At 61.1% G+C, this 22,352-nt stretch carries 18 protein-coding genes; 2 read left to right on the top strand and 16 right to left on the bottom strand.

The window, feature by feature from the left end:
* Positions 1 to 48: 48 nt before the first annotated feature.
* On the top strand, positions 49 to 1,107 hold the full coding sequence (gene nadA / locus C4J84_RS19985; protein ID WP_124371689.1) for a quinolinate synthase NadA: 1,059 nt from the start codon (positions 49 to 51) through the stop codon (positions 1,105 to 1,107).
* Positions 1,108 to 1,241: 134 nt separating this feature from the next.
* On the opposite strand, the gene C4J84_RS19980 is transcribed toward nadA, so the two are convergent.
* The 12 genes from C4J84_RS19980 to arcD (C4J84_RS19925) all read right to left on the bottom strand — a co-directional run bounded on the left by C4J84_RS19980 (position 1,242) and on the right by arcD (C4J84_RS19925) (position 15,240).
* A complete protein-coding gene (locus tag C4J84_RS19980; protein ID WP_124435997.1) occupies positions 1,242 to 1,730 on the bottom strand; it encodes an RDD family protein in 489 nt (162 codons plus the stop codon).
* 93 nt (positions 1,731 to 1,823) lie between these two features.
* Positions 1,824 to 2,036, bottom strand: a complete 213-nt coding sequence (locus C4J84_RS19975; RefSeq protein ID WP_124371687.1) for a cold-shock protein — start codon at positions 2,034 to 2,036, stop codon at positions 1,824 to 1,826.
* A 393-nt stretch (positions 2,037 to 2,429) separates the two neighbouring features.
* Positions 2,430 to 3,554: a glycine cleavage system aminomethyltransferase GcvT gene (gene gcvT, locus C4J84_RS19970; protein ID WP_124435996.1), complete on the bottom strand. Its 1,125-nt coding sequence runs from the start codon at positions 3,552 to 3,554 to the stop codon at positions 2,430 to 2,432.
* A 37-nt stretch (positions 3,555 to 3,591) separates the two neighbouring features.
* Entirely contained in the window at positions 3,592 to 4,569 is a 978-nt protein-coding gene (locus C4J84_RS19965) for a serine dehydratase beta chain (protein ID WP_124371685.1), read from the bottom strand.
* Between the two features lie 160 nt (positions 4,570 to 4,729).
* Positions 4,730 to 7,567 (bottom strand): aminomethyl-transferring glycine dehydrogenase, encoded by a 2,838-nt coding sequence (gene gcvP, locus C4J84_RS19960; RefSeq protein WP_124408021.1) that lies wholly within the window; start codon positions 7,565 to 7,567, stop codon positions 4,730 to 4,732.
* A gap of 10 nt (positions 7,568 to 7,577) precedes the next feature.
* Positions 7,578 to 7,961 (bottom strand): glycine cleavage system protein GcvH, encoded by a 384-nt coding sequence (gcvH, locus tag C4J84_RS19955; RefSeq protein ID WP_124405125.1) that lies wholly within the window; start codon positions 7,959 to 7,961, stop codon positions 7,578 to 7,580.
* Between the two features lie 412 nt (positions 7,962 to 8,373).
* A complete protein-coding gene (locus C4J84_RS19950; protein ID WP_124368150.1) occupies positions 8,374 to 9,882 on the bottom strand; it encodes a sigma-54-dependent transcriptional regulator in 1,509 nt (502 codons plus the stop codon).
* A 185-nt stretch (positions 9,883 to 10,067) separates the two neighbouring features.
* Positions 10,068 to 10,430 (bottom strand): DUF5064 family protein, encoded by a 363-nt coding sequence (locus C4J84_RS19945; protein ID WP_124368149.1) that lies wholly within the window; start codon positions 10,428 to 10,430, stop codon positions 10,068 to 10,070.
* Between the two features lie 18 nt (positions 10,431 to 10,448).
* Complete coding sequence (arcC, locus tag C4J84_RS19940) at positions 10,449 to 11,378, bottom strand: carbamate kinase (RefSeq protein WP_124371681.1); 930 nt, start codon at positions 11,376 to 11,378, stop codon at positions 10,449 to 10,451.
* A 129-nt stretch (positions 11,379 to 11,507) separates the two neighbouring features.
* Entirely contained in the window at positions 11,508 to 12,518 is a 1,011-nt protein-coding gene (locus C4J84_RS19935; RefSeq protein WP_124371680.1) for an ornithine carbamoyltransferase, read from the bottom strand.
* Positions 12,519 to 12,530: 12 nt separating this feature from the next.
* Positions 12,531 to 13,787, bottom strand: coding sequence for an arginine deiminase (gene arcA, locus C4J84_RS19930; RefSeq protein WP_124405121.1), 1,257 nt, complete (start codon positions 13,785 to 13,787; stop codon positions 12,531 to 12,533).
* 25 nt (positions 13,788 to 13,812) lie between these two features.
* Positions 13,813 to 15,240 (bottom strand): arginine-ornithine antiporter, encoded by a 1,428-nt coding sequence (gene arcD, locus C4J84_RS19925; protein ID WP_124364157.1) that lies wholly within the window; start codon positions 15,238 to 15,240, stop codon positions 13,813 to 13,815.
* A 401-nt stretch (positions 15,241 to 15,641) separates the two neighbouring features.
* Between arcD (C4J84_RS19925) and arcD (C4J84_RS19920) the strand changes: the two genes are divergently transcribed.
* Entirely contained in the window at positions 15,642 to 17,069 is a 1,428-nt protein-coding gene (arcD, locus tag C4J84_RS19920; RefSeq protein ID WP_124435995.1) for an arginine-ornithine antiporter, read from the top strand.
* Positions 17,070 to 17,435: 366 nt separating this feature from the next.
* On the opposite strand, the gene C4J84_RS19910 is transcribed toward arcD (C4J84_RS19920), so the two are convergent.
* The 4 genes from C4J84_RS19910 to C4J84_RS19895 all read right to left on the bottom strand — a co-directional run bounded on the left by C4J84_RS19910 (position 17,436) and on the right by C4J84_RS19895 (position 22,213).
* Positions 17,436 to 18,557 (bottom strand): IS481 family transposase, encoded by a 1,122-nt coding sequence (locus C4J84_RS19910; RefSeq protein WP_124429397.1) that lies wholly within the window; start codon positions 18,555 to 18,557, stop codon positions 17,436 to 17,438.
* Positions 18,558 to 18,950: 393 nt separating this feature from the next.
* On the bottom strand, positions 18,951 to 20,300 hold the full coding sequence (locus C4J84_RS19905) for a CoA transferase (protein ID WP_124435994.1): 1,350 nt from the start codon (positions 20,298 to 20,300) through the stop codon (positions 18,951 to 18,953).
* A gap of 40 nt (positions 20,301 to 20,340) precedes the next feature.
* Positions 20,341 to 21,684 carry a HAMP domain-containing sensor histidine kinase gene (locus tag C4J84_RS19900; protein WP_124368141.1) on the bottom strand — a complete coding sequence of 448 codons (1,344 nt, stop codon included), beginning with the start codon at positions 21,682 to 21,684 and terminating at the stop codon, positions 20,341 to 20,343.
* A 67-nt stretch (positions 21,685 to 21,751) separates the two neighbouring features.
* The gene (locus tag C4J84_RS19895; protein WP_124371674.1) at positions 21,752 to 22,213 is read right to left on the bottom strand and encodes an LTXXQ domain protein; all 462 of its coding nucleotides are present in this window, start codon (positions 22,211 to 22,213) and stop codon (positions 21,752 to 21,754) included.
* Between the last annotated feature and the right edge of the window lie 139 nt (positions 22,214 to 22,352).

Raw genomic sequence — 22,352 nt, 5'->3', positions numbered from 1 at the left:
GGTGGTACACTCGACTTTCGCGCTACTGCGCCTGCAGGTCTTGCGAACATGACGCACATTTCCGAACGCCTACTGGTTCAAGCCCACCTCGACGCCAAGCAGCCCAAGGCCCTCAGCGCCGATGAAGAGGCGAGCCTGCGGGCCGCCATCGCCGCCGAGCTTAAAGCGCAGGACGCGGTGCTGGTCGCCCACTTCTACTGTGACCCGGTGATTCAGGCCTTGGCCGAACAAACCGGTGGCTGCGTTTCCGACTCCCTGGAAATGGCGCGCTTCGGCGCTGCTCACCCGGCCAAGACCGTGCTGGTGGCGGGGGTGCGTTTCATGGGCGAAACCGCGAAAATTCTGACCCCTGAAAAACGTATCCTCATGCCGACCCTGGAAGCCACCTGCTCTCTGGACCTTGGGTGCCCGGTGGAGGAGTTTTCCGCTTTCTGCGATCAACACCCCGAGCGCACGGTGGTGGTCTACGCCAACACATCGGCGGCGGTCAAAGCCCGCGCCGATTGGGTGGTGACCTCCAGTTGCGCGCTGGAGATCGTCGAAAGCCTGATGGATAACGGCGAGACGATTATCTGGGGCCCGGACAAACACCTGGGCACCTACATCCAGCGCCAGACCGGTGCCGACATGCTGCTGTGGGACGGTGCGTGCATCGTCCACGAAGAGTTCAAGTCCAAGCAGCTGGAAGACATGAAGGCGCTGTACCCGGACGCCGCGATCCTGGTGCACCCGGAGTCGCCGACAGCGGTCATCGAATTGGCAGACGCCGTCGGTTCCACCAGCCAGCTGATTGCCGCGGCACAACGGTTGCCGAACAAGACGTTCATCGTCGCCACTGACCGTGGCATCTTCTACAAGATGCAGCAGCTGTGCCCGGACAAGGTCTTCATCGAAGCGCCCACCGCCGGTAACGGCGCCGCGTGCCGCAGTTGCGCGCACTGCCCGTGGATGGCGATGAATACCCTGGAACGCACGCTGCAATGTCTGCGCGAGGGCAGTAACGAGATATTCGTCGAGCCGTCGGTGATCCCCCATGCCGTGAGGCCGCTCAAGCGCATGCTCGATTTCACCCAGGCTGCGCGCCTGAGGCTGGCCGGTAACGCCTGATCTGAGACTGGCTCGGTCAAAAATGTGGGAGGGGGCTTGCCCCCGATGGCGGTATATCAGTGACATATAAAGTCCTGACACACTGCTATCGGGAGCAAGCCCCCTCCCACATTTGATCTGCACCAGGCAGGGAGTTATTTCTTCTGCTTTGGGATACGCACCAGCCGCGTGTCCGAATAGATGTCATGCCAACTGCGCTTGTGCTTATCGAATAGCGACCAGATAAATCCCAGCCCTACGCACAGCCACGAGGCGATCGACACCACAAAGCGCAACAGCGCCTGCCACAGACTGATGCGCGAGCCATCGGCGTTCTGCACGCGCACGCCCCACACCTGCATGCCCAGGGTCTGCCCCGAATGGGTCCAGAATTTGGCGAAGAAACCGAACAACACAAACAACAGAAGGGTCGATAGCAGCGGGTCACCGTCCAGGGCGCCGGATTCGGTAAGGCTGCGCATCTTCGCTTCGCCGACGAAGGCGATCCATACCAGCTTGTAGATAAACGCGGTGACGATCAGCAGCGCGGTGCATAAAAGAAAATCATAGAACATCGCTGCCAGGCGACGGCCCAGGCCAACTGCGGGGAACTCGCCTTGGGGGCTCAACAGGGCTTTGGGCATGGCAGGGCTCTCTGGGGAAAACTGCAGTTTACGCAATGGCGCCCATAAAAAAGCCCCTGATGTCATATCAGGGGCTTTTTGTCGCAGGATGGATCAGCCTTCTGCTTGTACTTCGTCAGCTTGCATGCCTTTCTGGCCTTGCACGGCCTTGAAGGTGACCTTCTGGCCTTCTTTCAGGCTCTTGAAGCCGTTGCCCTGAATAGCGCGGAAATGCACGAACAGATCCGGACCGCTTTCTGGGGTGATAAAACCAAACCCTTTTTCGTCGTTAAACCACTTGACGATACCGCTCTGACGATCAGACATTTTCTTCTTTCCTTTGACGCTAAAAATTAATGACAGCCCCTTTCACATGAAAGAGTACTGGGCTGGGTTGCAGGAAAGTAAGAGACGTCGAACGGGTTGTAGCACTACTACTTCAGCTACTGCCCAGGTCCAGGTTCCAAGCGACCCATGCAAACACAGTGGAGAAACTCTACGCCAACTAATATGAAAAAAACAAGCCCTGCCAAACAGCCCGGGATTGCTCGGGCTGATGACAGTTTTGTTGAAGTTGCGCAGCTGTCTTATTCGATAGATTCGATCACTTGTTATAGGGAAAAACCCCGAACAATTACTATCACGCGTGCACTGTTATATGGCGCTTGCGTTACAGTTTAGTGCACGGCACGCAAGCGCGTTACTTATTGAAACAAACATTCATCCGCGGAAGTAACGCTGCGGCACGAATGGCATTTTACTTACACGCAATGGCACCTTTTTCCCACGCACCAACGCAGAGACTTCGGTATCCAGTGTGACAAATGCGCTGTCCAGGTACCCCATCGCCAGCGGGCCGCCCAAGCTTGGGCCAAAGCCTCCGCTGCACACGCTGCCGATCACCGTGCCCTGTTCATCAACGATTTGCGCCCCTTCACGCACCGGGGTGCGCTCCTGGGGCAGCAAGCCTACGCGTTTGCGGCCTACGCCCGTTTGCTGCTGGGTGAAGATCCGGTCTGCGCCCGGGAAGCCGCCGGCACGCGCGCCATCGGCACGGCGGGCCTTGGAGATGGCCCACAACAGGCTGGCTTCAATCGGGGTGGTGTCGGTGTTCATGTCATGGCCGTACAGGCACAAGCCCGCTTCCAGGCGCAGGGAGTCACGAGCGCCCAGGCCGATCGCCTGTACTTCGGCCTCGGCCAGCAGGCTGCGAGCCAAGCTTTCGGCGTTTTCAGCCGGTACGGAGATTTCAAAACCGTCTTCCCCGGTGTAGCCGGAGCGGCTGACGTAGCAGTCCACGCCCAGCAGGCGCAGGGAAGCGAACTGCATGAACGTCATCTCGTTGACTTGCGGTGCCAGGCGCGCCAGCACCTTCACCGCCGCCGGGCCTTGCAGGGCCAGCAGCGCGCGTTCTTCGAACAGCGGTTCGATGCTGCACTGGTCGCCGATGTGCGCGCGCAGGTGTGCCAGGTCCTGATCCTTGCAGGCAGCGTTGACCACCAGGAACAGTTCGTCGTCGCCAAGGTTTGCCACCATCAGGTCGTCGAGAATGCCGCCCTGGTCATTAGTGAACATCGCGTAGCGCTGCATGCCCACCGGCAGGTCGATGATGTCGACCGGTACCAGGGTTTCCAGGGCCTTGGCGGCGTTGGCGCCGGTCAGGCGGATCTGGCCCATGTGCGACACATCGAACAACCCGGCCTGTTCACGGGTGTGCAAGTGTTCCTTCATTACGCCCAACGGGTATTGCACCGGCATGTCGTAGCCGGCGAAGGGCACCATGCGCGCGCCCAGCTCGATGTGCAGGGCGTGCAATGGGGTTTTCAACAGGGTTTCGGTGGACATGTTCAGCTCCTGAAAAACGTGCCGGCGCGGTCAGGCGTCAGCACTCGATAATGTTGACCGCCAAACCGCCACGGGCGGTTTCCTTGTATTTACTCTTCATATCGGCGCCGGTCTGGCGCATGGTGCGGATCACTTTGTCGAGGGACACAAAGTGTTGCCCATCGCCGCGCAAGGCCATGCGCACGGCGTTGATCGCCTTGACCGAGCCCATGGCATTGCGCTCGATGCAGGGCACCTGCACCAGCCCGCCAATCGGGTCGCAGGTCAGGCCGAGGTTGTGTTCCATGCCGATCTCGGCGGCGTTTTCCACCTGCGACACGCTGCCGCCCAGCACTTCGCAGAGTGCGCCGGCGGCCATGGAACAGGCCACGCCGACCTCGCCCTGGCAACCGACTTCGGCGCCGGAGATCGAGGCGCTTTCGGTAGTCAGCATCACCTGGCTGATGGACAGCCCGTAGGTGGCGCAATGGTCGAGCAAGTCCTTGGCATGTTTGAAAGGGAAGGTCAGTGGGGTGGCATCCTCGACAATTCGGTCGGCGCCGGCCGCGTCTTCATCCACCACGAAACCGCCGCCGACCGAGTAGTACTCGCGGCTGCGCACCTGGATGCCGGCGGCATCGAAGGCGCGAAAAATCATGCCGTTGGGATGGTAGGCGAGGGGTTTGCGAATCATCGCCAGGTGGGCCTTCTCGTTGAACGCAATGCTGTGTTCGCCGAGCAGGTTGAGGCGCCCGTCACCACGCATCTGCGCCAGGCGTGCGGCCACGGTTTCGGTATTCACGGTGTCCGGGTGCTCGCCTTCCAGGCCGAGCAGCACGGCTTTGTCGCTGCCGTGGCCTTTGCCGGTGGCGCCGAGCGAGCCATAGAGTTCCACCTTGATGCTGTGGGTGGCGCTCAGCAGGTTGTCACGCTTGAGCCCTTCGACGAAACGAGCGGCGGCGCGCATCGGGCCGACGGTGTGGGAACTGGAAGGGCCGATGCCAATCTTGAACAGGTCGAACACGCTTAAAGACATGAGTTGTTCTCCGGTTTCTTATTATGTATCGGGTGTACTCGGTCAGTGTGGGAGGGGGCTTGCTCCCGATGGCGGTTGTACATTCAACCTATCTGTTGACTGACACTCCGTCATCGGGAGCAAGCCCCCTCCCACCTTTTAAGCGAGTACACCCCCGAAGTTACGCGTAGCTTTCAATCGATGGACATGCGCAAACGAGGTTGCGATCGCCGAACACGTTGTCGACCCGGCCCACCGGCGGCCAGTACTTGCCTTCGATCAGCGACGCAACCGGGTACACCGCCTGCTCGCGGCTGTACGGGTGGCTCCACTCGCCCACCAGTTCCGCCGCAGTGTGCGGAGCGTTCTTGAGTGGGTTGTCGTCCTTGTCCAGCGTGCCGTTTTCCACCGCGCGGATTTCTTCGCGGATGGCAATCATGGCATCGCAGAAGCGGTCCAGTTCTTCCTTGGATTCACTTTCGGTCGGCTCGATCATCAAGGTGCCGGCCACCGGGAACGACATGGTCGGCGCATGGAAGCCGAAGTCGATCAGGCGCTTGGCCACGTCATCCACGCTGATGCCGCTGCTGTCTTTCAATGGGCGCAGGTCGAGGATGCATTCATGCGCCACCAGGCCATTGCTGCCGGTGTACAGCACGGGATAGTGCTCTTCCAGGCGACGGGAAATGTAGTTGGCATTCAGGATCGCCAACTGCGAGGCGCGCTTGAGGCCGGCGCCGCCCATCATGCTGATGTACATCCAGGTGATCGGCAGGATGCTTGCGCTGCCGAAAGGCGCTGCGCACACGGCGCCTTCCTTGCGTTCCATGGCCGCGTGACCGGGCAGGAACGGCGTGAGGTGCGACTTGACGCCAATCGGGCCAACGCCCGGGCCGCCACCGCCGTGGGGGATGCAGAAGGTTTTGTGCAGGTTCAGGTGGGACACATCGCCGCCGAACTTGCCCGGCGCGCAGAGGCCGACCATCGCGTTCATGTTGGCGCCGTCGATATACACCTGGCCGCCGTTGTCGTGAATGATCGCGCAGATGTCGCGGATGCCTTCTTCGAACACGCCGTGGGTGGACGGGTAGGTGATCATCAGCGCGGCGAGGTGCTCGCGGTGTTCGATGGCCTTGGCGCGCAGGTCCTCGATGTCCACGTTGCCACGCGCGTCGCAGGCGGTGACCACCACGCGCATGCCAGCCATGTTGGCGGTCGCCGGGTTGGTGCCGTGGGCCGACGAGGGGATCAGGCAGATGTCGCGACGCGCTTCGCCACGGCTCTGGTGATAGGCGCGGATGGCCAGCAGGCCGGCGTATTCACCCTGGGAGCCGGCGTTCGGCTGCAGGGAAATCGCGTCGTAGCCGGTGGCCGCGCAGAGCATGGCTTCCAGGTCCGAGGTCAGTTGCAGGTAGCCGGCGCTTTGTTCGGCCGGGGCGAACGGGTGCAGGGCGCCGAATTCGGCCCAGGTCACCGGGATCATTTCGCTGGCGGCGTTGAGCTTCATGGTGCACGAGCCCAGCGGGATCATGGTGCGGTCCAGCGCCAGGTCCTTGTCGGCCAGCTTGCGCAGGTAGCGCATCAGCTCGGTTTCCGAATGGTAGCGGTTGAACACCGGGTGGCTGAGGATCGGCGACTGGCGCAGCAAGGCGCTTGGCAAGGTGCTTTCAGTGGCGGCGAAGGCAGGCAGCGCCTTGCCGTCGGCGAAGATCGCCCACAAGGCTTGGATATCCGCCTGGGTCGTGGTTTCGTCGACCGACAGGCCAACACGCTCGGTGTCCACCACGCGCAGGTTGATGCGCTGGGCACGGGCCTTGTCGTGCAGGGCGGCGGTGTTGGCGCCGGTATTGAGGGTGAGCGTGTCGAAGAAGTGTTGCTGCTCGACCTTCAAGCCCAGAGCGGTCAGGCCCTTGGCCAGGATCGCGGTCAGCTGGTGAATGCGCTGGGCGATCTGGGTCAGGCCCTTGGGGCCGTGGTACACGGCGTACATGCTGGCGATGTTGGCCAGCAGCACTTGGGCGGTGCAGATGTTGCTGGTGGCTTTCTCGCGACGGATGTGTTGCTCGCGGGTCTGCATGGCCAGGCGCAGGGCCGGCTTGCCGAAGCGGTCTACCGAGACACCGACCAGACGGCCCGGCATGTCGCGCTTGAACGCGTCCTTGGTGGAGAAGTAGGCGGCGTGCGGGCCGCCAAAGCCCAGTGGCACGCCGAAGCGTTGCGCGCTGCCGATGGCCACGTCTGCGCCGAACTCGCCCGGCGGGGTCAGCAGGGTCAGGGCCAGCAAGTCGGCGGCCACGGCGACCAGCGCATTGGCGGCGTGGAAACGCTCGGTCAGTTCGCGGTAATCAAACACGTCACCATTGCTGGCCGGGTATTGCAGCAGGGCACCGAAGAACGGGCTGACGTCGGTCAGTTCGCGCTCATCGCCCACTACTACGTCGATGCCCAACGGCTCGGCACGGGTGCGCAGCACGTCAAGGGTTTGCGGGTGGCTGTGCACCGAAGCGAAGAACGCGTTGCTGCCCTTGTTCTTGCTCAGGCGCTTGCAGAAGGTCATGGCTTCGGCGGCAGCGGTGGCTTCGTCGAGCAGGGAGGCGTTGGCGATCGGCAGGCCGGTGAGGTCGCTGATCAGGGTCTGGAAATTCAGCAGCGCTTCCAGGCGGCCCTGGGAAATCTCTGGCTGGTACGGGGTGTAGGCGGTGTACCAGGCCGGGTTTTCCAGCAGGTTGCGCAGGATCGGCGACGGCGTATGGCAGTTGTAGTAGCCCTGGCCGATGTAGGTCTTGAACAGTTGGTTCTGGCTGGCGATGGCTTTGATTTTGGCCAGGGCCTCGGCTTCGCTCAGGCCGTCTTCCAGGCCGAGCACGCTGGTGCCCTTGATGCTTTCCGGGATCACGCTGGCGCTCAGGGCTTCCAGGGAATCGAAGCCCAGGCTCGCGAGCATCTGCTGCTCATCTTCCTGGCGCGGGCCGATGTGACGGGCGATGAATTCGTTGGCGGTGCTCAAGTTGATCGTCATGGCGCGCTCCTCAGGCTTCGGCGTTGGCTTTGATCAGGCGGTCGTACGCATCCTGATCCAGCAGTTTAGCGACCGCTGCGGCATCGGCCGGTTTAAAGCGGAAGAACCAACCTTCGCCCATCGGATCTTCGTTGACCAGTTCCGGGCTGCCATCGAGTTTGTCGTTCACTTCGAGGACTTCACCGTCCAAGGGCATGTACACACCGCTGGCGGCTTTTACCGACTCCACGGTGGAGGCTTCAGCGCCCTTGTCGTAGGCCTGCAACTCCGGCAGTTGCACGAAAACCACATCACCCAGCGCGTTCTGCGCGAAAGCGGTGATACCCACGGTGACGCTGCCATCGGCTTCGGCGCGCAGCCATTCGTGATCTTCAGTGAAACGCAACTCGCTCATGGAAACTCCTCGGGGCCAGATTCGTCTGGTGGACGGGATTGGAATAATGAGGAGTTGCTAAGCAATATTGCGGCCAATGTTATTAAATTCTTATAAATCAAGAACTTAATAAATTTTGTCAGGCGGGTGGTGTGTTTGACTGTAGCGATTTCGCTACAGTCGCGCGCGTGAAAAAAAGCCTATGTGGATCAAAGCCTTGCATGGCGCGCAAAAAGCAGGGTTGTAGCGATATCGTTCCACTGTAGCGCTTTCAGTACACTGGATGTCGTTCCCAGACCAAAATCTGAAATGCATTCCAAATGTGGGAGGGGGCTTGCTCCCGATGGCAGTGTGTCAGTCAATTGATTTGTAACTGAACCACCGCTATCGGGAGCAAGCCCCCTCCCACAGGGGTTTTGTATTCCAACTTGAGTCAGGGTTTGGTGGGAATGCCGTATTTGCGTAGACGATGTGCGATAGCCGTGTGCGAGGTTTGCAGCCGGTTGGCCAGTTGGCGGGTCGAGGGGTAGCTGGTGTAGAGCTGTTCCAGCAGGCCGCGCTCGAAGTCTTCCACCGCCTGTTCCAGGCTGTCGACTTCGCCATCGCTCTGGCGGGCGACGGAGGTGCCGGCGATATCCAGGTCGCCGATGTCCACCAGGCTGCTTTCGCAGATGGCGGCGGCGCGGAAGATCACGTTCTGCAACTGGCGCACATTGCCCGGCCAGCGGTTGCCCAACAGCGCCGGGTAGGTACCCGGCGCCAGGCGGCACACCGGGCGCTGGATCTGTGCGCACGCCTGCTGCATGAAATAGCGGGCCAGCAGCAGGATGTCCTGGCCGCGCTCGCGCAACGGCGGCACTTCAACGTTGAGCACGTTGAGGCGGTAGAACAGGTCTTCGCGAAAGGTGCCTTCGCTGACCATCTTTTCCAGGTCGCGGTGGGTGGCGCTGAGGATGCGCACATTGACCTTCACTTCGCGGTCGCCGCCCACCCGGCGAAAGCTGCCGTCATTCAAAAAGCGCAGCAACTTGGCCTGCAGGTACGGCGACATTTCGCCGATCTCGTCGAGAAATACCGTGCCTTGGTTGGCCAGCTCCATCAGCCCCGGCTTGCCACCCCGTTGTGCGCCGGTAAAGGCACCGGGGGCGTAGCCGAACAATTCACTTTCGGCGAGATTTTCCGGCAGCGCGGCACAGTTCAAGGCCAGAAAGGGTGCACTGTGACGCGCGCTGATCGCATGACAGGCGCGTGCCACCAACTCTTTGCCGGTGCCCGTTTCACCCTGGATCAACAGCGGCGCATCCAGTGCGGCCACCCGTTGCGCGCGTGCCTTGAGGGTGCGGATCGCCGGTGATTCGCCCAATAGCGCATCAAAACCTTCGGCATGGTCGTGGTGCAGCGCCGAGAGTTGTTCACCGATGCGGTTCGGCTGGTAAAGCGTGAGCAGGGCGCCGGCATCGGTGATCGGCGTGGCGTCCAGCAACAAGGTCTGGCCGTTCACGCTGATCTCGCGCAATGGCAGGCGAAAGCCGTGCTCCAGCAAGGTGTCGAGCAGCCCTGGATCGTTGAACAGCTCGGCGATGCTTTCCCCGGCCGGTTCGCGCCCGTAAAGCGCGATCAGCGCCGGGTTGGCCAGCAGGATCTTGCCTGCGCTGTCCAGGGCCAGCACCGGGTCGGTCATGGCCGCCAACAGCGCGTCGAGTTGCAGGTGGCGGCGTTGGCCGGGGAGGATGTCGACCACGGTCACCGCCTGCACGCCCTGCACGCTGAACAACGCATCGCGCAGTTCCTCGAGCACCTCGGCGCTCAAGGTCGGCGCGTCGATATAGACGTTGGGCGGCACCATCTCCACCGCATCCAGATTGAGATTGCGCCCACCGAGCAGGGCCAGGACTTCCTGGGTGATGCCGACGCGGTCGATGAAGCTGACGTGGATACGCATGGGGCGGATCTTGATTCTGGAGTGCGGAGGGGAGCCAGTATGCCTTGGAGCTGGAGGAGATCAAAATGTGGGAGGGGGCTTGCTCCCGATAGCGGTGTGTCAGCCAAAGATTTATCAGCTGATCCACCGCCATCGGGAGCAAGCCCCCTCCCACATTTGAACAGTGTTGTGTCAGTGCAGGCGCGTTATGCCAGGTGCTCAGGCTTGATCGGGTCGCCCGATTTCACATCCAGCTGATGCCGCACATCTTCGAACATCAAGTCGTACTGCTTGTGCATCGAGCCATTCAACACGGCCGTTTTCGGCATACCGTATTTCTGCGCGATATTCATCGCATGCCGCGCAAAGTCGAAGGCCTGGTCCTTGGGCAGGAAAAACTCCTCCTTGAGGTCCTTGCCCTGCACCGAACCGTGCAGTTTGAACAACATGCCCTTGCCTTCCTTGGGGTCCTGGCTGACCTCATAGTCGATGCACAGGTTGTAGCTGTAGTCGTCTTTGTTCAGCGCGTGACGTTCGACGTGCAAGTGTCCCGGTTCAAAGGTAGCCATAGGCAAATCTCCTCTACTTCACAGATAGCTGATGCCAGGGGTTGCCGTGCTGATGCGGGTGCCGGCGCTGCCCTGGACGATGGCTTCGATGTCCGAGAGTGAACCGATCACCGCGGTTTTGCCAGTCTGGCGGGCGAACTCGCAGGCTGCTTGCACCTTGGGCCCCATGGAACCGGCGGCGAAGCCGAGTTGTTCCATGGCGTCGGGGTGAGCCTGGCCGATGGCCTTCTGGGTGGGCTTGCCGAAGTCAATGAACGCCGCGTTGACGTCGGTGGCAATCACCAGCAAATCGGCGTCCAGTTGCGCGGCCAGCAGCGATGAGCAGAGGTCTTTGTCGATCACCGCTTCAATACCTTTGAGCTTGCCGTCTTCGCCATACATCGTGGGAATACCGCCGCCGCCGGCGCAGATCACAATGGCTTTCTTCTCCAGCAGCCATTTGATCGGGCGGATTTCGAAGATGCGTTTCGGGCGCGGGCTGGCGACCACGCGGCGGTATTTGTCGCCGTCGGGGGCGATGGCCCAGCCTTTTTCGGCGGCAAGTTTTTCCGCTTCGGCCTTGGCGTACACCGGGCCGATTGGCTTGGTCGGGTTCTGGAACGCGGGGTCGTTGGCGTCGACTTCCACTTGCGTGAGCAGGGTGGCGAAGGGCACTTCGAAGTCCAGCAGATTGCCCAGTTCCTGTTCGATGATGTAGCCGATCATGCCTTCGGTCTCGGCCCCGAGTACGTCCAGCGGGTACGGCGAAACGCTGGTGTAGGCCGCGGCCTGCAACGACAGCAGGCCGACCTGCGGGCCGTTGCCGTGGGCGATCACCAGCTCGTTGCCGGGGTGGATCTTGGCGATCTGTTCGGTGGCGATGCGGATATTGGCGCGTTGGTTGTCTGCGGTCATGGGTTCACCACGGCGCAGAAGGGCGTTGCCGCCCAGGGCTACGACGATGCGCATAGAAAATGTCCTTCTGAAATGATCGTTCCCACGCTCTGCGTGGGAATGCAGCCAGTGGCGCTCTGCGCCACAAAAGCGGACGCAGAGCGTCCAGTGAGGCATTCCCACGCAGAGCGTGGGAACGATCAGTTAGATATCCGCCAACGCCGACACCAGGATCGCCTTGATGGTATGCATGCGGTTCTCCGCCTGCTCGAAGGCAATGTTGGCCGGCGATTCAAAGACTTCCTCGGTGACTTCCACGCCACCGGCCAGGTGCGGGTAGCGCGCGGCGATGTCTTTGCCGACCTTGGTTTCGCTATTGTGGAACGCCGGCAGGCAGTGCATGAACTTCACGCGCGGGTTGCCCGAGGCTTTCATCATCTTGCTGTTGACCTGGTACGGCAGCAGTTGCTCGATGCGCTCGTCCCACGCTTCTACCGGTTCGCCCATGGACACCCAGATATCGGTGTGGATGAAGTCCACGCCCTTGACCGCCTCGGCTGGGTCTTCGGTGATGGTGATGCGTGCGCCGCTTTCTTCGGCAAAAGCCTGGCACTGCTTGATGAAATCGTCGTGGGGCCACAGGGCTTTCGGCGCGCCGATGCGCACGTCCATGCCGAGCTTGGCGCCGATCATCAGCAGCGAGTTGCCCATGTTGTAGCGCGCATCGCCCAGGTAGGCGTAGCTGATGTCATGCAGCGGCTTGTCGCTGTGTTCGCGCATGGTCAGGGTGTCGGCGATCATTTGCGTGGGGTGAAATTCGGCGGTGAGGCCGTTGAACACCGGCACGCCGGCGAACTTGGCCAGCTCTTCGACGATTTCCTGCTCAAAGCCCCGGTACTCGATGGCGTCGAACATGCGCCCAAGCACGCGGGCGGTGTCTTTCATGCTTTCCTTGTGGCCGATCTGCGACGACACCGGGTCGATGTAGGTGACGTGCGCGCCCTGGTCGTGGGCCGCCACTTCGAACGCGCAGCGGGTGCGGGTCGAGGTCTTTTCGAAGATCAGCGCAATGTTCTTGCCTTTGAGGTGCGGACGCTCGGTGCCGGTGTATTTGGCGCGCTTGAGGTCGCGGGACAGGTCCAGCAGATAGTGCAGCTCGCGGGTGGTGTGGTGCATCAGCGACAGCAGGCTGCGGTTGCGCATATTGAAAGCCATGATGGAGTCTCCTTAATAGTCGATAGGGTCGCGGATGATCGGGCAGGTCATGCAGTGGCCGCCGCCACGGCCCCGGCCGAGTTCACCGGCGCTGATGGTGATGACTTCCACCCCGGCCTTGCGCAGCAGGGTGTTGGTGTAGGTGTTGCGGTCGTAGCCGATCACCACGCCCGGCTCCACGGCCACCACGTTGTTGCCGTCATCCCATTGCTCGCGCTCGGCGGCGAAGCTGTTGCCGCCGGTCTCGACCACGCGCAGCGCCTTGAGGTTGAGCGCTGCGGCGACGGTGTCGAGGAAGTTGGTGGTCTCCCGTTGGATATCGATACCGTGGGGTTTGCTGTCGTCAGGGCGCAGGGTGAAGGGCACGATCTGGTTGACCACTTCAGGGAAGATGGTGACCAAGTCGCGGTCGCAGAAACTGAACACCGTGTCCAGGTGCATCGCCGCGCGGGACTTGGGCAGGCCGGCTACGATCACGCGTTCCACGGCGTTGTTCTTGAACAGGTTGCGCGCCAGCTGGCCGATGGCCTGGTGCGACGAACGCTCGCCCATGCCGATCAAGACCACGCCGTTGCCAATCGGCATCACGTCGCCACCTTCCAGCGTGGCGGCGCCATGGTCCTGGTCGGGGTCGCCGTACCAGATCTGGAATTCAGCGTTGGTGAATTCGGGGTGGAATTTGTAGATGGCGCTGGTCAGCAGGGTTTCCTGGCGTCGCGCCGGCCAGTACATCGGGTTGAGCGTCACGCCGCCGTAGATCCAGCAGGTGGTGTCGCGGGTGAACTGGGTATTGGGCAACGGCGGCAGGATGAAACTGGCGTGGCCGAGAAAGTCGCGGAACATCTCGATGGTCCGGCCGCCGAAGCTGCTCGGCAAGTCATCGGCCGACACGCCGCCGATCAGGAACTCGGTGATCTTGCGCGGCTCCAGGCTGCGCAGCCAGGAACCGACTTCGTCAACCAGGCCCAGGCCGACGGTATTGGCGGTGATCTTGCGCTGCAGAATCCAGTCCAGCGCTTCGGGGATGGCGACGATGTCGGTCAGCAGGTTGTGCATTTCCAGCACATCAATGTCCCGCTCGCGCATCTTGGTCACGAAGTCGAAATGGTCGCGCTTGGCCTGGGCGACCCACAGCACGTCATCGAACAGCAGTTCGTCGCAGTTGTTGGGGGTCAGCCGCTGGTGGGCCAAGCCTGGGGAGCACACCATGACTTTGCGCAGTTTGCCGGCTTCGGAATGAACGCCGTACTTCACTTTTTCCGTGGTCATTTCAGATCCTCCAGTGGACATGCAATTACAGCGTCAGGAAGCCGTCGTAGAGGCCATAGGCAGCCACCAGGGCGCCAACGATCACTGCGGCGAAAATCAGCTTCTCGACGTTGGTGAATATCGGTTTGCCCAGTTCACGCTTGGCCTTGGCGAACAGGATTGCGCCGGGGGCGTAGAGCAGGGCGGAGAGCAGCAGGTATTTGGTGCCGCCGGCGTAGAGCAGCCAGATCGCGTAGATCAGGGCGACGGCGCCGATGAACAGGTCTTTCTTGCGTTCTTTGAGGGCGTTTTCGTAAGTCTCGCCACGCACTGCCAGCAGCAGTGCGTAAGCTGCCGACCACAAGTACGGCACCAGGATCATCGAGGTGGCAAGGTAGATCAGCGACAGGTAGGTGCTGGCGGAAAACAGCGTGATCACCAGGAACACTTGCACCATTGCGTTGGTCAGCCACAGGGCGTTGACCGGCACGTGGTTGGCGTTTTCCTTGCGCAGGAAGGCCGGCATGGTGTGGTCCTTGGCGGCGGCGAACATGATCTCCGCGCACAGCAACACCCACGACAGCAGTGCCCCCAGCAGCGAAATGATCAAGCCGACACTGATCAGCACCGCGCCCCAGTGGCCCACCACATGCTCCAGCACGGCGGCCATCGACGGGTTCTGCAGCTTGGCCAGTTCCGGCTGGGTCATGATCCCCAGGGACAGCACGTTCACCAGCATCAAAAACAGCAGCACGGTGATAAAGCCAATCACCGTGGCCTTGCCCACATCGGAGCGTTTCTCCGCCCGGGACGAAAAGATGCTCGCGCCTTCGATACCGATGAACACCCACACGGTGACCAGCATCATGTTGCGCACCTGGTTCATCACGCTGCCCAGGTCCGGGTTTTTCACGCCCCAGATGTCAGCGGTGAAAATGTCCAGCTTGAACGCGAACAGCGCGATCAATACGAACAGCACCAGTGGCACCACTTTGGCGACGGTGGTCACCAGGTTGATGAACGCCGCTTCCTTGATCCCGCGCAGCACCAGAAAATGCACGGCCCACAGCAACACCGAGGCGCCAATCACGGCGGCCGGGGTGTTGCCCTCGCCAAAGATCGGGAAAAAATAGCCGAGGGTGCTGAATAGCAGCACGAAATAACCGACGTTGCCCAGCCAGGCACTGATCCAGTAACCCCAGGCCGACGAGAAACCCATGTAGTCGCCGAAACCGGCCTTGGCGTAGGCGTAGACACCGCCGTCGAGGTCCGGCTTGCGGTTGGCGAGGGTCTGGAACACGAACGCGAGGGTCAGCATGCCGACAGCGGTAATCACCCAGCCAATCAACACTGCGCCCACGTCGGCGCTGGCGGCCATGTTTTGTGGCAGGGAGAAGATGCCACCGCCAATCATTGAGCCTACGACCAGCGCAACCAACGCGCCAAGCCTAAGTTTTCCGGGTGAATCAGACATTGTGTGACTCCAATGCAGGAGAGAGAGATCACAGAATAATTCCGTGGGCTAATCAAACAGCTGACTTAGATCACATCATCTGCACATTTCATTATGAATTAATGACTTGGGGGTGAAGGTTCGCAGGCGATGAGAAGCCCGAGGAGGCGCTTTGCAGAGCGCTTCCTCCCTCCTGATTAATCATTTGGTGGTGCATGGATGTATGACGCTAGTTGGTATTTACCAATGTGCAAACTTTTTGAGTAAGGTTTGACGAGTGGTTTATGCTGCACTTATTTAAATTCTAAATACGCCTAAACTTCCTGTTATTACATGCCCTTATGTTATGAAGGCTATGTTCATTAAACTGAATTAGTTGAGTGCGTAGCTGTCAGCTGAAAAATTTAATTCAAGGAATCTTCATGTCCCACCCTGCACAGAAACTTCGGCTCAGTGCCCTGATCGCCCTGGTGGTGGGTTCGATGATTGGCGGCGGGATCTTCTCACTGCCGCAGAACATGGCTGCACGCGCTGGCGCGGGCGCGGTGTTGATCGGCTGGGGAATCACGGCGGTCGGCATGCTGACCCTGGCCTTCGTGTTCCAGACTTTGGCCAACCGCAAGCCCGAGCTGGACTCTGGCGTGTATGCCTACGCCAAGGCCGGGTTTGGCGACTACATGGGGTTCTCCTCGGCCTGGGGTTACTGGATCAGCGCGTGGATGGGCAATGTGGGTTACTTCGTGCTGCTGTTCAGCACCCTCGGCTACTTTTTTCCGGCGTTCGGCGAGGGCAATACGCCGCTGGCCATCGGCTGTGCGTCGCTGTTGCTGTGGGCTGTGCATTTTCTGGTGATGCGCGGGATCAAGGAAGCGGCGTTCATCAACCTGGTGACCACCGTGGCGAAGATCGTGCCGCTGCTGATGTTTATCGTGATTGCCGCCGTGGCGTTCAAGGCGGATATCTTCAGCCGCGATATCTGGGGCCTGGGCAACCCGCAAATGGGCAGTGTGACGGACCAGGTGCGCCACATGATGCTGGTCACGGTGTTCGTATTTATCGGCATCGAAGGTGCCAGCGTTTACTCGGCGCGGGCCGAGAAGCGCGCGGACGTGGGCCGGGCCACCGTGATCGGTTTTCTCGGCGTACTCGCGCTGCTGGTGCTGGTGAATGTGCTGTCCCTGGGGATCATGAGTCAGCCGGAACTGGCGCAATTGCAAAACCCGTCCCTGGCCGGGGTGCTGGAACATATCGTCGGGCGCTGGGGCGCGATATTGATCAGCCTCGGCCTGGCGGTGTCGCTGCTAGGCGCGCTGTTGTCCTGGGCCTTGCTGTGTGCGGAAATCCTCTACGCCACCGCCCAAGACAAGACCATGCCGGCATTCCTGAAGAAGGAAAACGCTAACCAGGTGCCGGTCAACGCCCTGTGGCTGACCAACCTGATGATCCAGGCGTTCCTGGTGATCACGCTGTTTTCCGCCAGCACCTACACCACCCTGATTTACCTGGCGTCATCGATGATTCTGGTGCCCTACCTGTGGTCGGCGGCCTATGCGGTGCTGTTGAGCGGGCGTGGCGAAACCTACGCAGGCGCCCCGCGTCGGCGCATGAAGGATTTGCTGGTGGGCCTGATCGCCCTGGTTTACGCCGTATGGCTGCTGTATGCAGGCGGCCTGAAATACCTGCTGCTCTCGGCGCTGTTGTATGCGCCCGGGGTGATCCTGTTCGCCCAGGCCAAGCGCGAACAGGGCCAGCCGCTGTTCACCGTTGTGGAAAAAGGCATTTTCGGCTGCGTAGTTGCAGGGGCCGGCTTGGCGGCCTATGGGCTGTATAGCGGGGTGTTGTCGTTGTGAGGGCAGTCTGTGCGGGCCTCATCGGGCATAGGTATCTACACAACTGTGTAGCAGCAGCCTACGCTAACCACGATGCGAAGCGAGCCGTTCTTGATCTTGCTCTTGATCTTAAGCGCCCCGTTAAACCACGCTGGCCGGAATTCGATAGTGATTTGGGGGGTAAACCGGCAGGGATGCCGGTTTAGCCGCCCCGCGCCATGGATGGCGCGTGGCGGCGGCCCCCCAAATCACTGTCGGATTACGGGCACACCGAGCTGGGGCGAGGTGCCGAGTGGTGGGGCAAGAGCCCTTTGGTTACTTTGGGGCTCTTTTTGTACGGACCGGACACATGGTGGACACATGTGCGGGGACATAGTTGACACATTATCAATCATAGTCCGGTTTGCTCACGTCGATCGTTCGTAGGAAGTGGTGGCAGAAGTAGACGTTAAAGCGCCCGTCACTTTCAGGGTTAGGCCGAACTGCGATGTGCTGCCCAACCAGCCCCTTGGCGATGCTGAAATAACGTTTTTGAAAGCGAAATCGGCTGTGATAAACCTTGGCCAGCACATCATCTGGCCCATATTCAAACTCCGATAGCTGCTGCGGATAAGCCCAGGGGCTCGCTCGATACCGGTCCATAGGCACCTTGTAGTCCAGTGCTTGGTGAGGGCGTTTTAAGTTATAGACCTCACGCCATTGATCAAACGCTGTTTGAGCATCCTTGATCGTGGAGAATTGACGCCCATCAAGCACCTCCGCTTTGAGTGAACGATGGAAACGCTCAATCTTTCCATTGGTTTGAGGGTGATAAGGACGACTGAAGCTGATCCTGATCCCCAGGCGAATCAACCAGATACTTAGTTCTGTGATTTCCCCAGGATTGCGTGGCGAGCCCCATGGCGGTCCATTGTCAACGTTGATGCGAGCCGGTAAACCAAAGCGCTGGAATACCTCGATCATCTTTTCCTTCACGGTGACTCCACGCTCGTTATCACAAGCTTGAATCGCCAAATTGAATCGTGAGTGATCGTCCAACAACGTCAGGGGATGGCATCGGCCTTCTTGCGTTGGGAAGTGCCCTTTGAAATCCATCTGCCAAAGATCGTTAGGTGCATCGTGTTCAAATCTCAGCTTTGCTTCTTGTTCCTTCTGAACAGGCTGAATCAACCCGTGTCGGTGCAGAACATTGGTGACAGTGCTAGGAGCAATCTGCTTTTTTAAGAGGCTGCTGATTGTGCGTCCGCCCCAAGCTGGATGTGCTTGCCTAAGCGCTATGACTTCCGCTTCCAGAGCTGGCGCGGTTAGCTTTGGGCTAGTTACAGGTTTTCGGGACTTCTCCTGCAGTCCAGACTGCCCCTGCACTTCATAGCGTTTCAACCACTTGTAGGCCGTTTGCGGGCTGATACCGAATCGTCGACACAACTCACGTTTATTGCTGCCGGGTTGCCGTGCTAAAGCAACGAACTCTTCTTTCAGGCTCATGGCGTCTCTCGTGGTCCAGGGCATGATGGCTTTCCGGCGAAGTGGGTTCGCCAAAAGTGTCCACCATGTCCCCGCACACCCGTCAACTATGTGTCCGGTCCGTACAGGCTCTTTTCCAAAGTGACCCGCCGTCAGGGCGGAACCCTAAGCCGCCGTTACCGCAGCAACGGATATGTACTCGCCCTGATCCGACATTCTGGTCGGCTGTCAGGCCGCCATCGGGGGCAAGCCCCCTCCCACATTTGGAGCGCGGGGCGGCAGTTAGAGAGGCTTCGGCTGCTGAGCCGTCACAGGTTTAGGGCCGCGCGAAAGTTGTGTAGATACCTATGCTCATCGGGGGCAAGCCCCCTCCCACACTTTGAATTGTGAATACCGTCAAATGTGGGAGGGGGCTTGCCCCCAATGGCGCTCTTCCAGTCACCACTGAGGCCGGTGCGCCCCCAGTTCGCCAGCGGGCAAATCCCACTGCAGTGGCGCGCCGCTGATGCTCAGCGGCGCCAGCAAGCGATGCGCCTGGCCCCAGGCAGTCTGCTCAACCACCAGGCCTTGATCACGCGTATCTTCGGCCCGCAGCGGCGGTTGCTCCGGCACTTGCCCTGCCTCCACCAGCAATTTCGCCGTGCGTGCCAACGACAGGCGCGCCGACCCGCCCCGGCCGCAGGCCAGGCGCTCGGTCAAGGCCCGGATTGCGCTGGCGGCCATCAGGTACCCGGTGGCGTGATCCAGCGCCTGCACCGGCAACGGCAGCGGTTTATTCGCGTGCTTCCAGGCCATGCCCGCATCGGCAATGCCGCTGCTCATCTGCACCAGGCTGTCGAAGCCGCGACGGTTACGCCACGGGCCGCTCCAGCCATAGGCGTTGAGGCTGACGTCAATAAGGCCCGGCGCGATGCGTTGCAGGGCGTCGACCGAATAGCCCAACTGCTCTAACGCATCGGCGCGGTAACCGTGGAGCAACATATCGGCGTCCTTGAGCAACGCTTCGAATACCTGCCGGCCTTCGGGGCTTTTCAGATCCAGCCGCGCGCAGCGCTTGCCCAGGGTCATTTCCGGCACCACGCCGGGCTCGTCCCAGGTCGGCGAGTCGATGCGCAGTACATCGGCACCCAAACCCGCGAGAAAACGACTGGCAACGGGGCCGGCCAATACGCGGGTCAAGTCCAGCACCTTGATACCGGCCAGTGGGCGCGCAGGCGAACCGAGCCAGGGTTTATCGATGCCGCTGTCGAAGACCTGGCGCTGTATCAGCTCTTCGGTATTCACGGCCAAGCCCTGTGGATGCTGCTGCCAGGCGTGCCACGAACGCATCTGCGCCGCGCAACCGCCCGCGTCGACAATCGCCTGTTCCAGTTCAGCCGAGTTCCATTTGGCAACGTGACGCGCCATTTGCGTACGCTCAGTGACCCTGCCCAACACCCGTTCGGCCGCCGCGCGGTGATGAGGCGCATTGGTGTGCAAGCGAATCCAGCCGTCGGCGCTGGCGTAGTCACCGGCTATCGGGTCCCACAGCGGGGGCACCTGCCAACCCAGCGGGCGAATCGATGAGGCAAACCAGAATGAGGCGAGGCGACGGTCCACGCTGACGCTTGGCAAGCGCGCGGTCTGTTGCCGGATAAGCTCGGCGACGGCCTGGCCGGCGGCGCCGATGCTGGCGGCGGCCAGGTCAGTCACGGCGAAGGCCGAGGGCAGGGCGCCGGGCTCGTTCAGAGGCAGCGGGGTGTGCGGTAGATCGAGTGCCGCTTGGATGGGTGTCAGCAGGTCAGTCATCTAAGGCCCTCCGTGAGAGAAGGGCCACTATAGAAGATCGTCAGGCCGGTGTGACAACCCCCGGCACCAACGGCAGTTCGATACTGGCGACAAAGCCGCCGTCGGCATGATTGGCCAGGATCAGGTTGCCGCCATGGCGTTCGGCGGCGCGACGGGCGATCGCCAGGCCCAGGCCGTGACCTTGCGCTGTCTGGCCCGGGGCGCGGTAGAACGGCTCGCCCAGTTGGCTCAGATGCTCGGCTTCAACGCCGGGGCCATGGTCGCGCACGCTGATCAAAATGCGCTCGCCGCGCTGCTGTGCCTGCAGCTCGATGGGCTGGCCGGCCGGGTTGAAACGCTGGGCATTGCGCAGCAGGTTATCCACGGCGCGTTCGATCATGGTCGGCCAGCCTTTGAGGTGCAGGTCGGGTTCAGTGCTCAGTTGCACGGCTTGCTCGGGCGCGCTGAGCTGGGCGTCCTTTTGCAGCGTCTGGAGCAACAGGTTGAGGTCGACCTCTTCGGCGCTGGCGTTGTCGGCATCCACCCGGGCCAGTACCAGGATCTCACTGATCAGGGCTTCCAGGCGGTCACACTCGCGGGTCAGGCGCGGCCACAGTTTTTCCCGTTCTTCGGGGCTGGCGCGCTCGGCCAGCGCCAGGGCGATACGCAAGCGGGCCAGGGGCGAACGCAGTTCGTGGGAAACGTCGCGCAGCAGTTGGCGCTGGCTGGCGATCAGGCTCTGCAGGCGGGCGCCCATGCGGTTGAAGTCGGTGGCCAGCACGCCGAATTCATCGCGGCGGTTGGCCAATTGCGCCAGGCTGTTCTGCTGGTACGTGGCTTGGCCCAGGTCATGCACCGCGCCGCGCAGTCGGCTCAGCGGACGGGTGATGGACAATGTCACCAACAGGCTGAACAGGGTCAGCACCACCAGGGCAATGGCCAGGGCGCTGAACGGCCACAGCAGGCTGCTGCGGTGCCAGGCATCGAGTTCCGGATGCGGAATGCGGTAAATCAGCAGGTAGGTGTCGCCGGTTTTTTCGCTGGTGTACTCGGCGGTCAGGCGCCGCCAGGGCAGGTGGCCGTCCTGGCTGTCATTCTGCCGGGCTTCGAAGGCCGCGGCGCGGCGCGGGAAGGTGCCGCGTACCACCGGCTCGCCGCCTTCGTTCAGCACTTGCACGTCAATGTGATACTGGCGCTTGCGTTGCTGCAGCAACTCCTGGGCAGCGTCTTCGCCTTGGGCTTCGTAGAGTTGCGTCCACTCTTGCGCCAGGTTGTTGAGACCGGGGTGACGGCTGAGAATCCAGGCGTCCTGGTTCAGCATATGCCCAAGCAGGATCGACAATCCGGCAACCAGGGCGATGGCCAACCAGAAACTCGCCAGGATGCGCCAGAACAGTGAACGCACGGGAAACCCTCAAATAGGAAAAGCCCAGTGGCGGGGCCACTGGGCTGGGAGCATTAACGCGAGGGCATTATTGCGCTTTTTGCGGTTGTTGCGCTTTCCAGGCCTGGAATTCTTTCCATTCGGCACGACGCTGCTCTTGCTGCTTGACGATCTCGTCGAACTTCTTCTGCTGGTCGGGTTTGAGCACGGCGCGGATGTCGGCCTGGGTTTTCTGCTTGCCGGCGGCGATCTCGTCCTGCATGGCTTTCTGGTCAGCGGCTGGCAGTTTGGCCAAGTACTTTTGGGTCAGGTCTTTGCGAGCGTGCCATTGGTCACCCATCAGCTTGCGGATCTGCTCGCGTTGTTCCTTGCTCAAATCCAACTGGCTGAACGGGCCACCTTTACCACGCGGGCCATGTTCACCGTGGCCTGGGCCACCCATCATATGGCCTTCCGGGCCGCCCATCGGGCCTGGACCTTCGGGCATGGCGGCCATGGCGACGGTAGGCAGTGCGGCGGCGAACATCAAAGCGATAAGGGTCTTGCGCATGGGGATTCTCCTGTCTCTATTCCGGTGAGTCCGGATGTGAGTAGATTACCCAGGACAAGGTCAGCGGCCGTCAGGGGAGGGTAAAGGTTTGGTAAGGGTGAGGCGGCGGCCCCGATCGTTCCCACGCTCTGCGTGGGAA

The organism is Pseudomonas sp. R11-23-07, from assembly GCF_003852295.1.
Lineage (GTDB): Bacteria > Pseudomonadota > Gammaproteobacteria > Pseudomonadales > Pseudomonadaceae > Aquipseudomonas.
This window is presented reverse-complemented; position numbering and strand designations above follow the sequence as displayed.

Bases quoted from the DNA above. Each gene is read 5' to 3' on its own strand.
- arcD (WP_124435995.1), top strand. From the start codon at position 15,642: ATGTCCCACCCTGCACAGAAACTTCGGCTCAGTGCCCTGATCGCCCTG.
- C4J84_RS19950 (WP_124368150.1), bottom strand. From the start codon at position 9,882: ATGCGTATCCACGTCAGCTTCATCGACCGCGTCGGCATCACCCAGGAA.
- C4J84_RS19975 (WP_124371687.1), bottom strand. From the start codon at position 2,036: ATGTCTGATCGTCAGAGCGGTATCGTCAAGTGGTTTAACGACGAAAAA.
- C4J84_RS19905 (WP_124435994.1), bottom strand. From the start codon at position 20,300: ATGACTGACCTGCTGACACCCATCCAAGCGGCACTCGATCTACCGCAC.
- C4J84_RS19980 (WP_124435997.1), bottom strand. From the start codon at position 1,730: ATGCCCAAAGCCCTGTTGAGCCCCCAAGGCGAGTTCCCCGCAGTTGGC.
- C4J84_RS19965 (WP_124371685.1), bottom strand. From the start codon at position 4,569: ATGTCTTTAAGCGTGTTCGACCTGTTCAAGATTGGCATCGGCCCTTCC.
- gcvP (WP_124408021.1), bottom strand. From the start codon at position 7,567: ATGACGATCAACTTGAGCACCGCCAACGAATTCATCGCCCGTCACATC.
- C4J84_RS19945 (WP_124368149.1), bottom strand. From the start codon at position 10,430: ATGGCTACCTTTGAACCGGGACACTTGCACGTCGAACGTCACGCGCTG.
- gcvH (WP_124405125.1), bottom strand. From the start codon at position 7,961: ATGAGCGAGTTGCGTTTCACTGAAGATCACGAATGGCTGCGCGCCGAA.
- arcC (WP_124371681.1), bottom strand. From the start codon at position 11,378: ATGCGCATCGTCGTAGCCCTGGGCGGCAACGCCCTTCTGCGCCGTGGT.
- arcA (WP_124405121.1), bottom strand. From the start codon at position 13,787: ATGACCACGGAAAAAGTGAAGTACGGCGTTCATTCCGAAGCCGGCAAA.
- nadA (WP_124371689.1), top strand. From the start codon at position 49: ATGACGCACATTTCCGAACGCCTACTGGTTCAAGCCCACCTCGACGCC.
- gcvT (WP_124435996.1), bottom strand. From the start codon at position 3,554: ATGTCCACCGAAACCCTGTTGAAAACCCCATTGCACGCCCTGCACATC.
- C4J84_RS19935 (WP_124371680.1), bottom strand. From the start codon at position 12,518: ATGGCTTTCAATATGCGCAACCGCAGCCTGCTGTCGCTGATGCACCAC.
- C4J84_RS19895 (WP_124371674.1), bottom strand. From the start codon at position 22,213: ATGCGCAAGACCCTTATCGCTTTGATGTTCGCCGCCGCACTGCCTACC.
- arcD (WP_124364157.1), bottom strand. From the start codon at position 15,240: ATGTCTGATTCACCCGGAAAACTTAGGCTTGGCGCGTTGGTTGCGCTG.
- C4J84_RS19910 (WP_124429397.1), bottom strand. From the start codon at position 18,557: ATGCCCTGGACCACGAGAGACGCCATGAGCCTGAAAGAAGAGTTCGTT.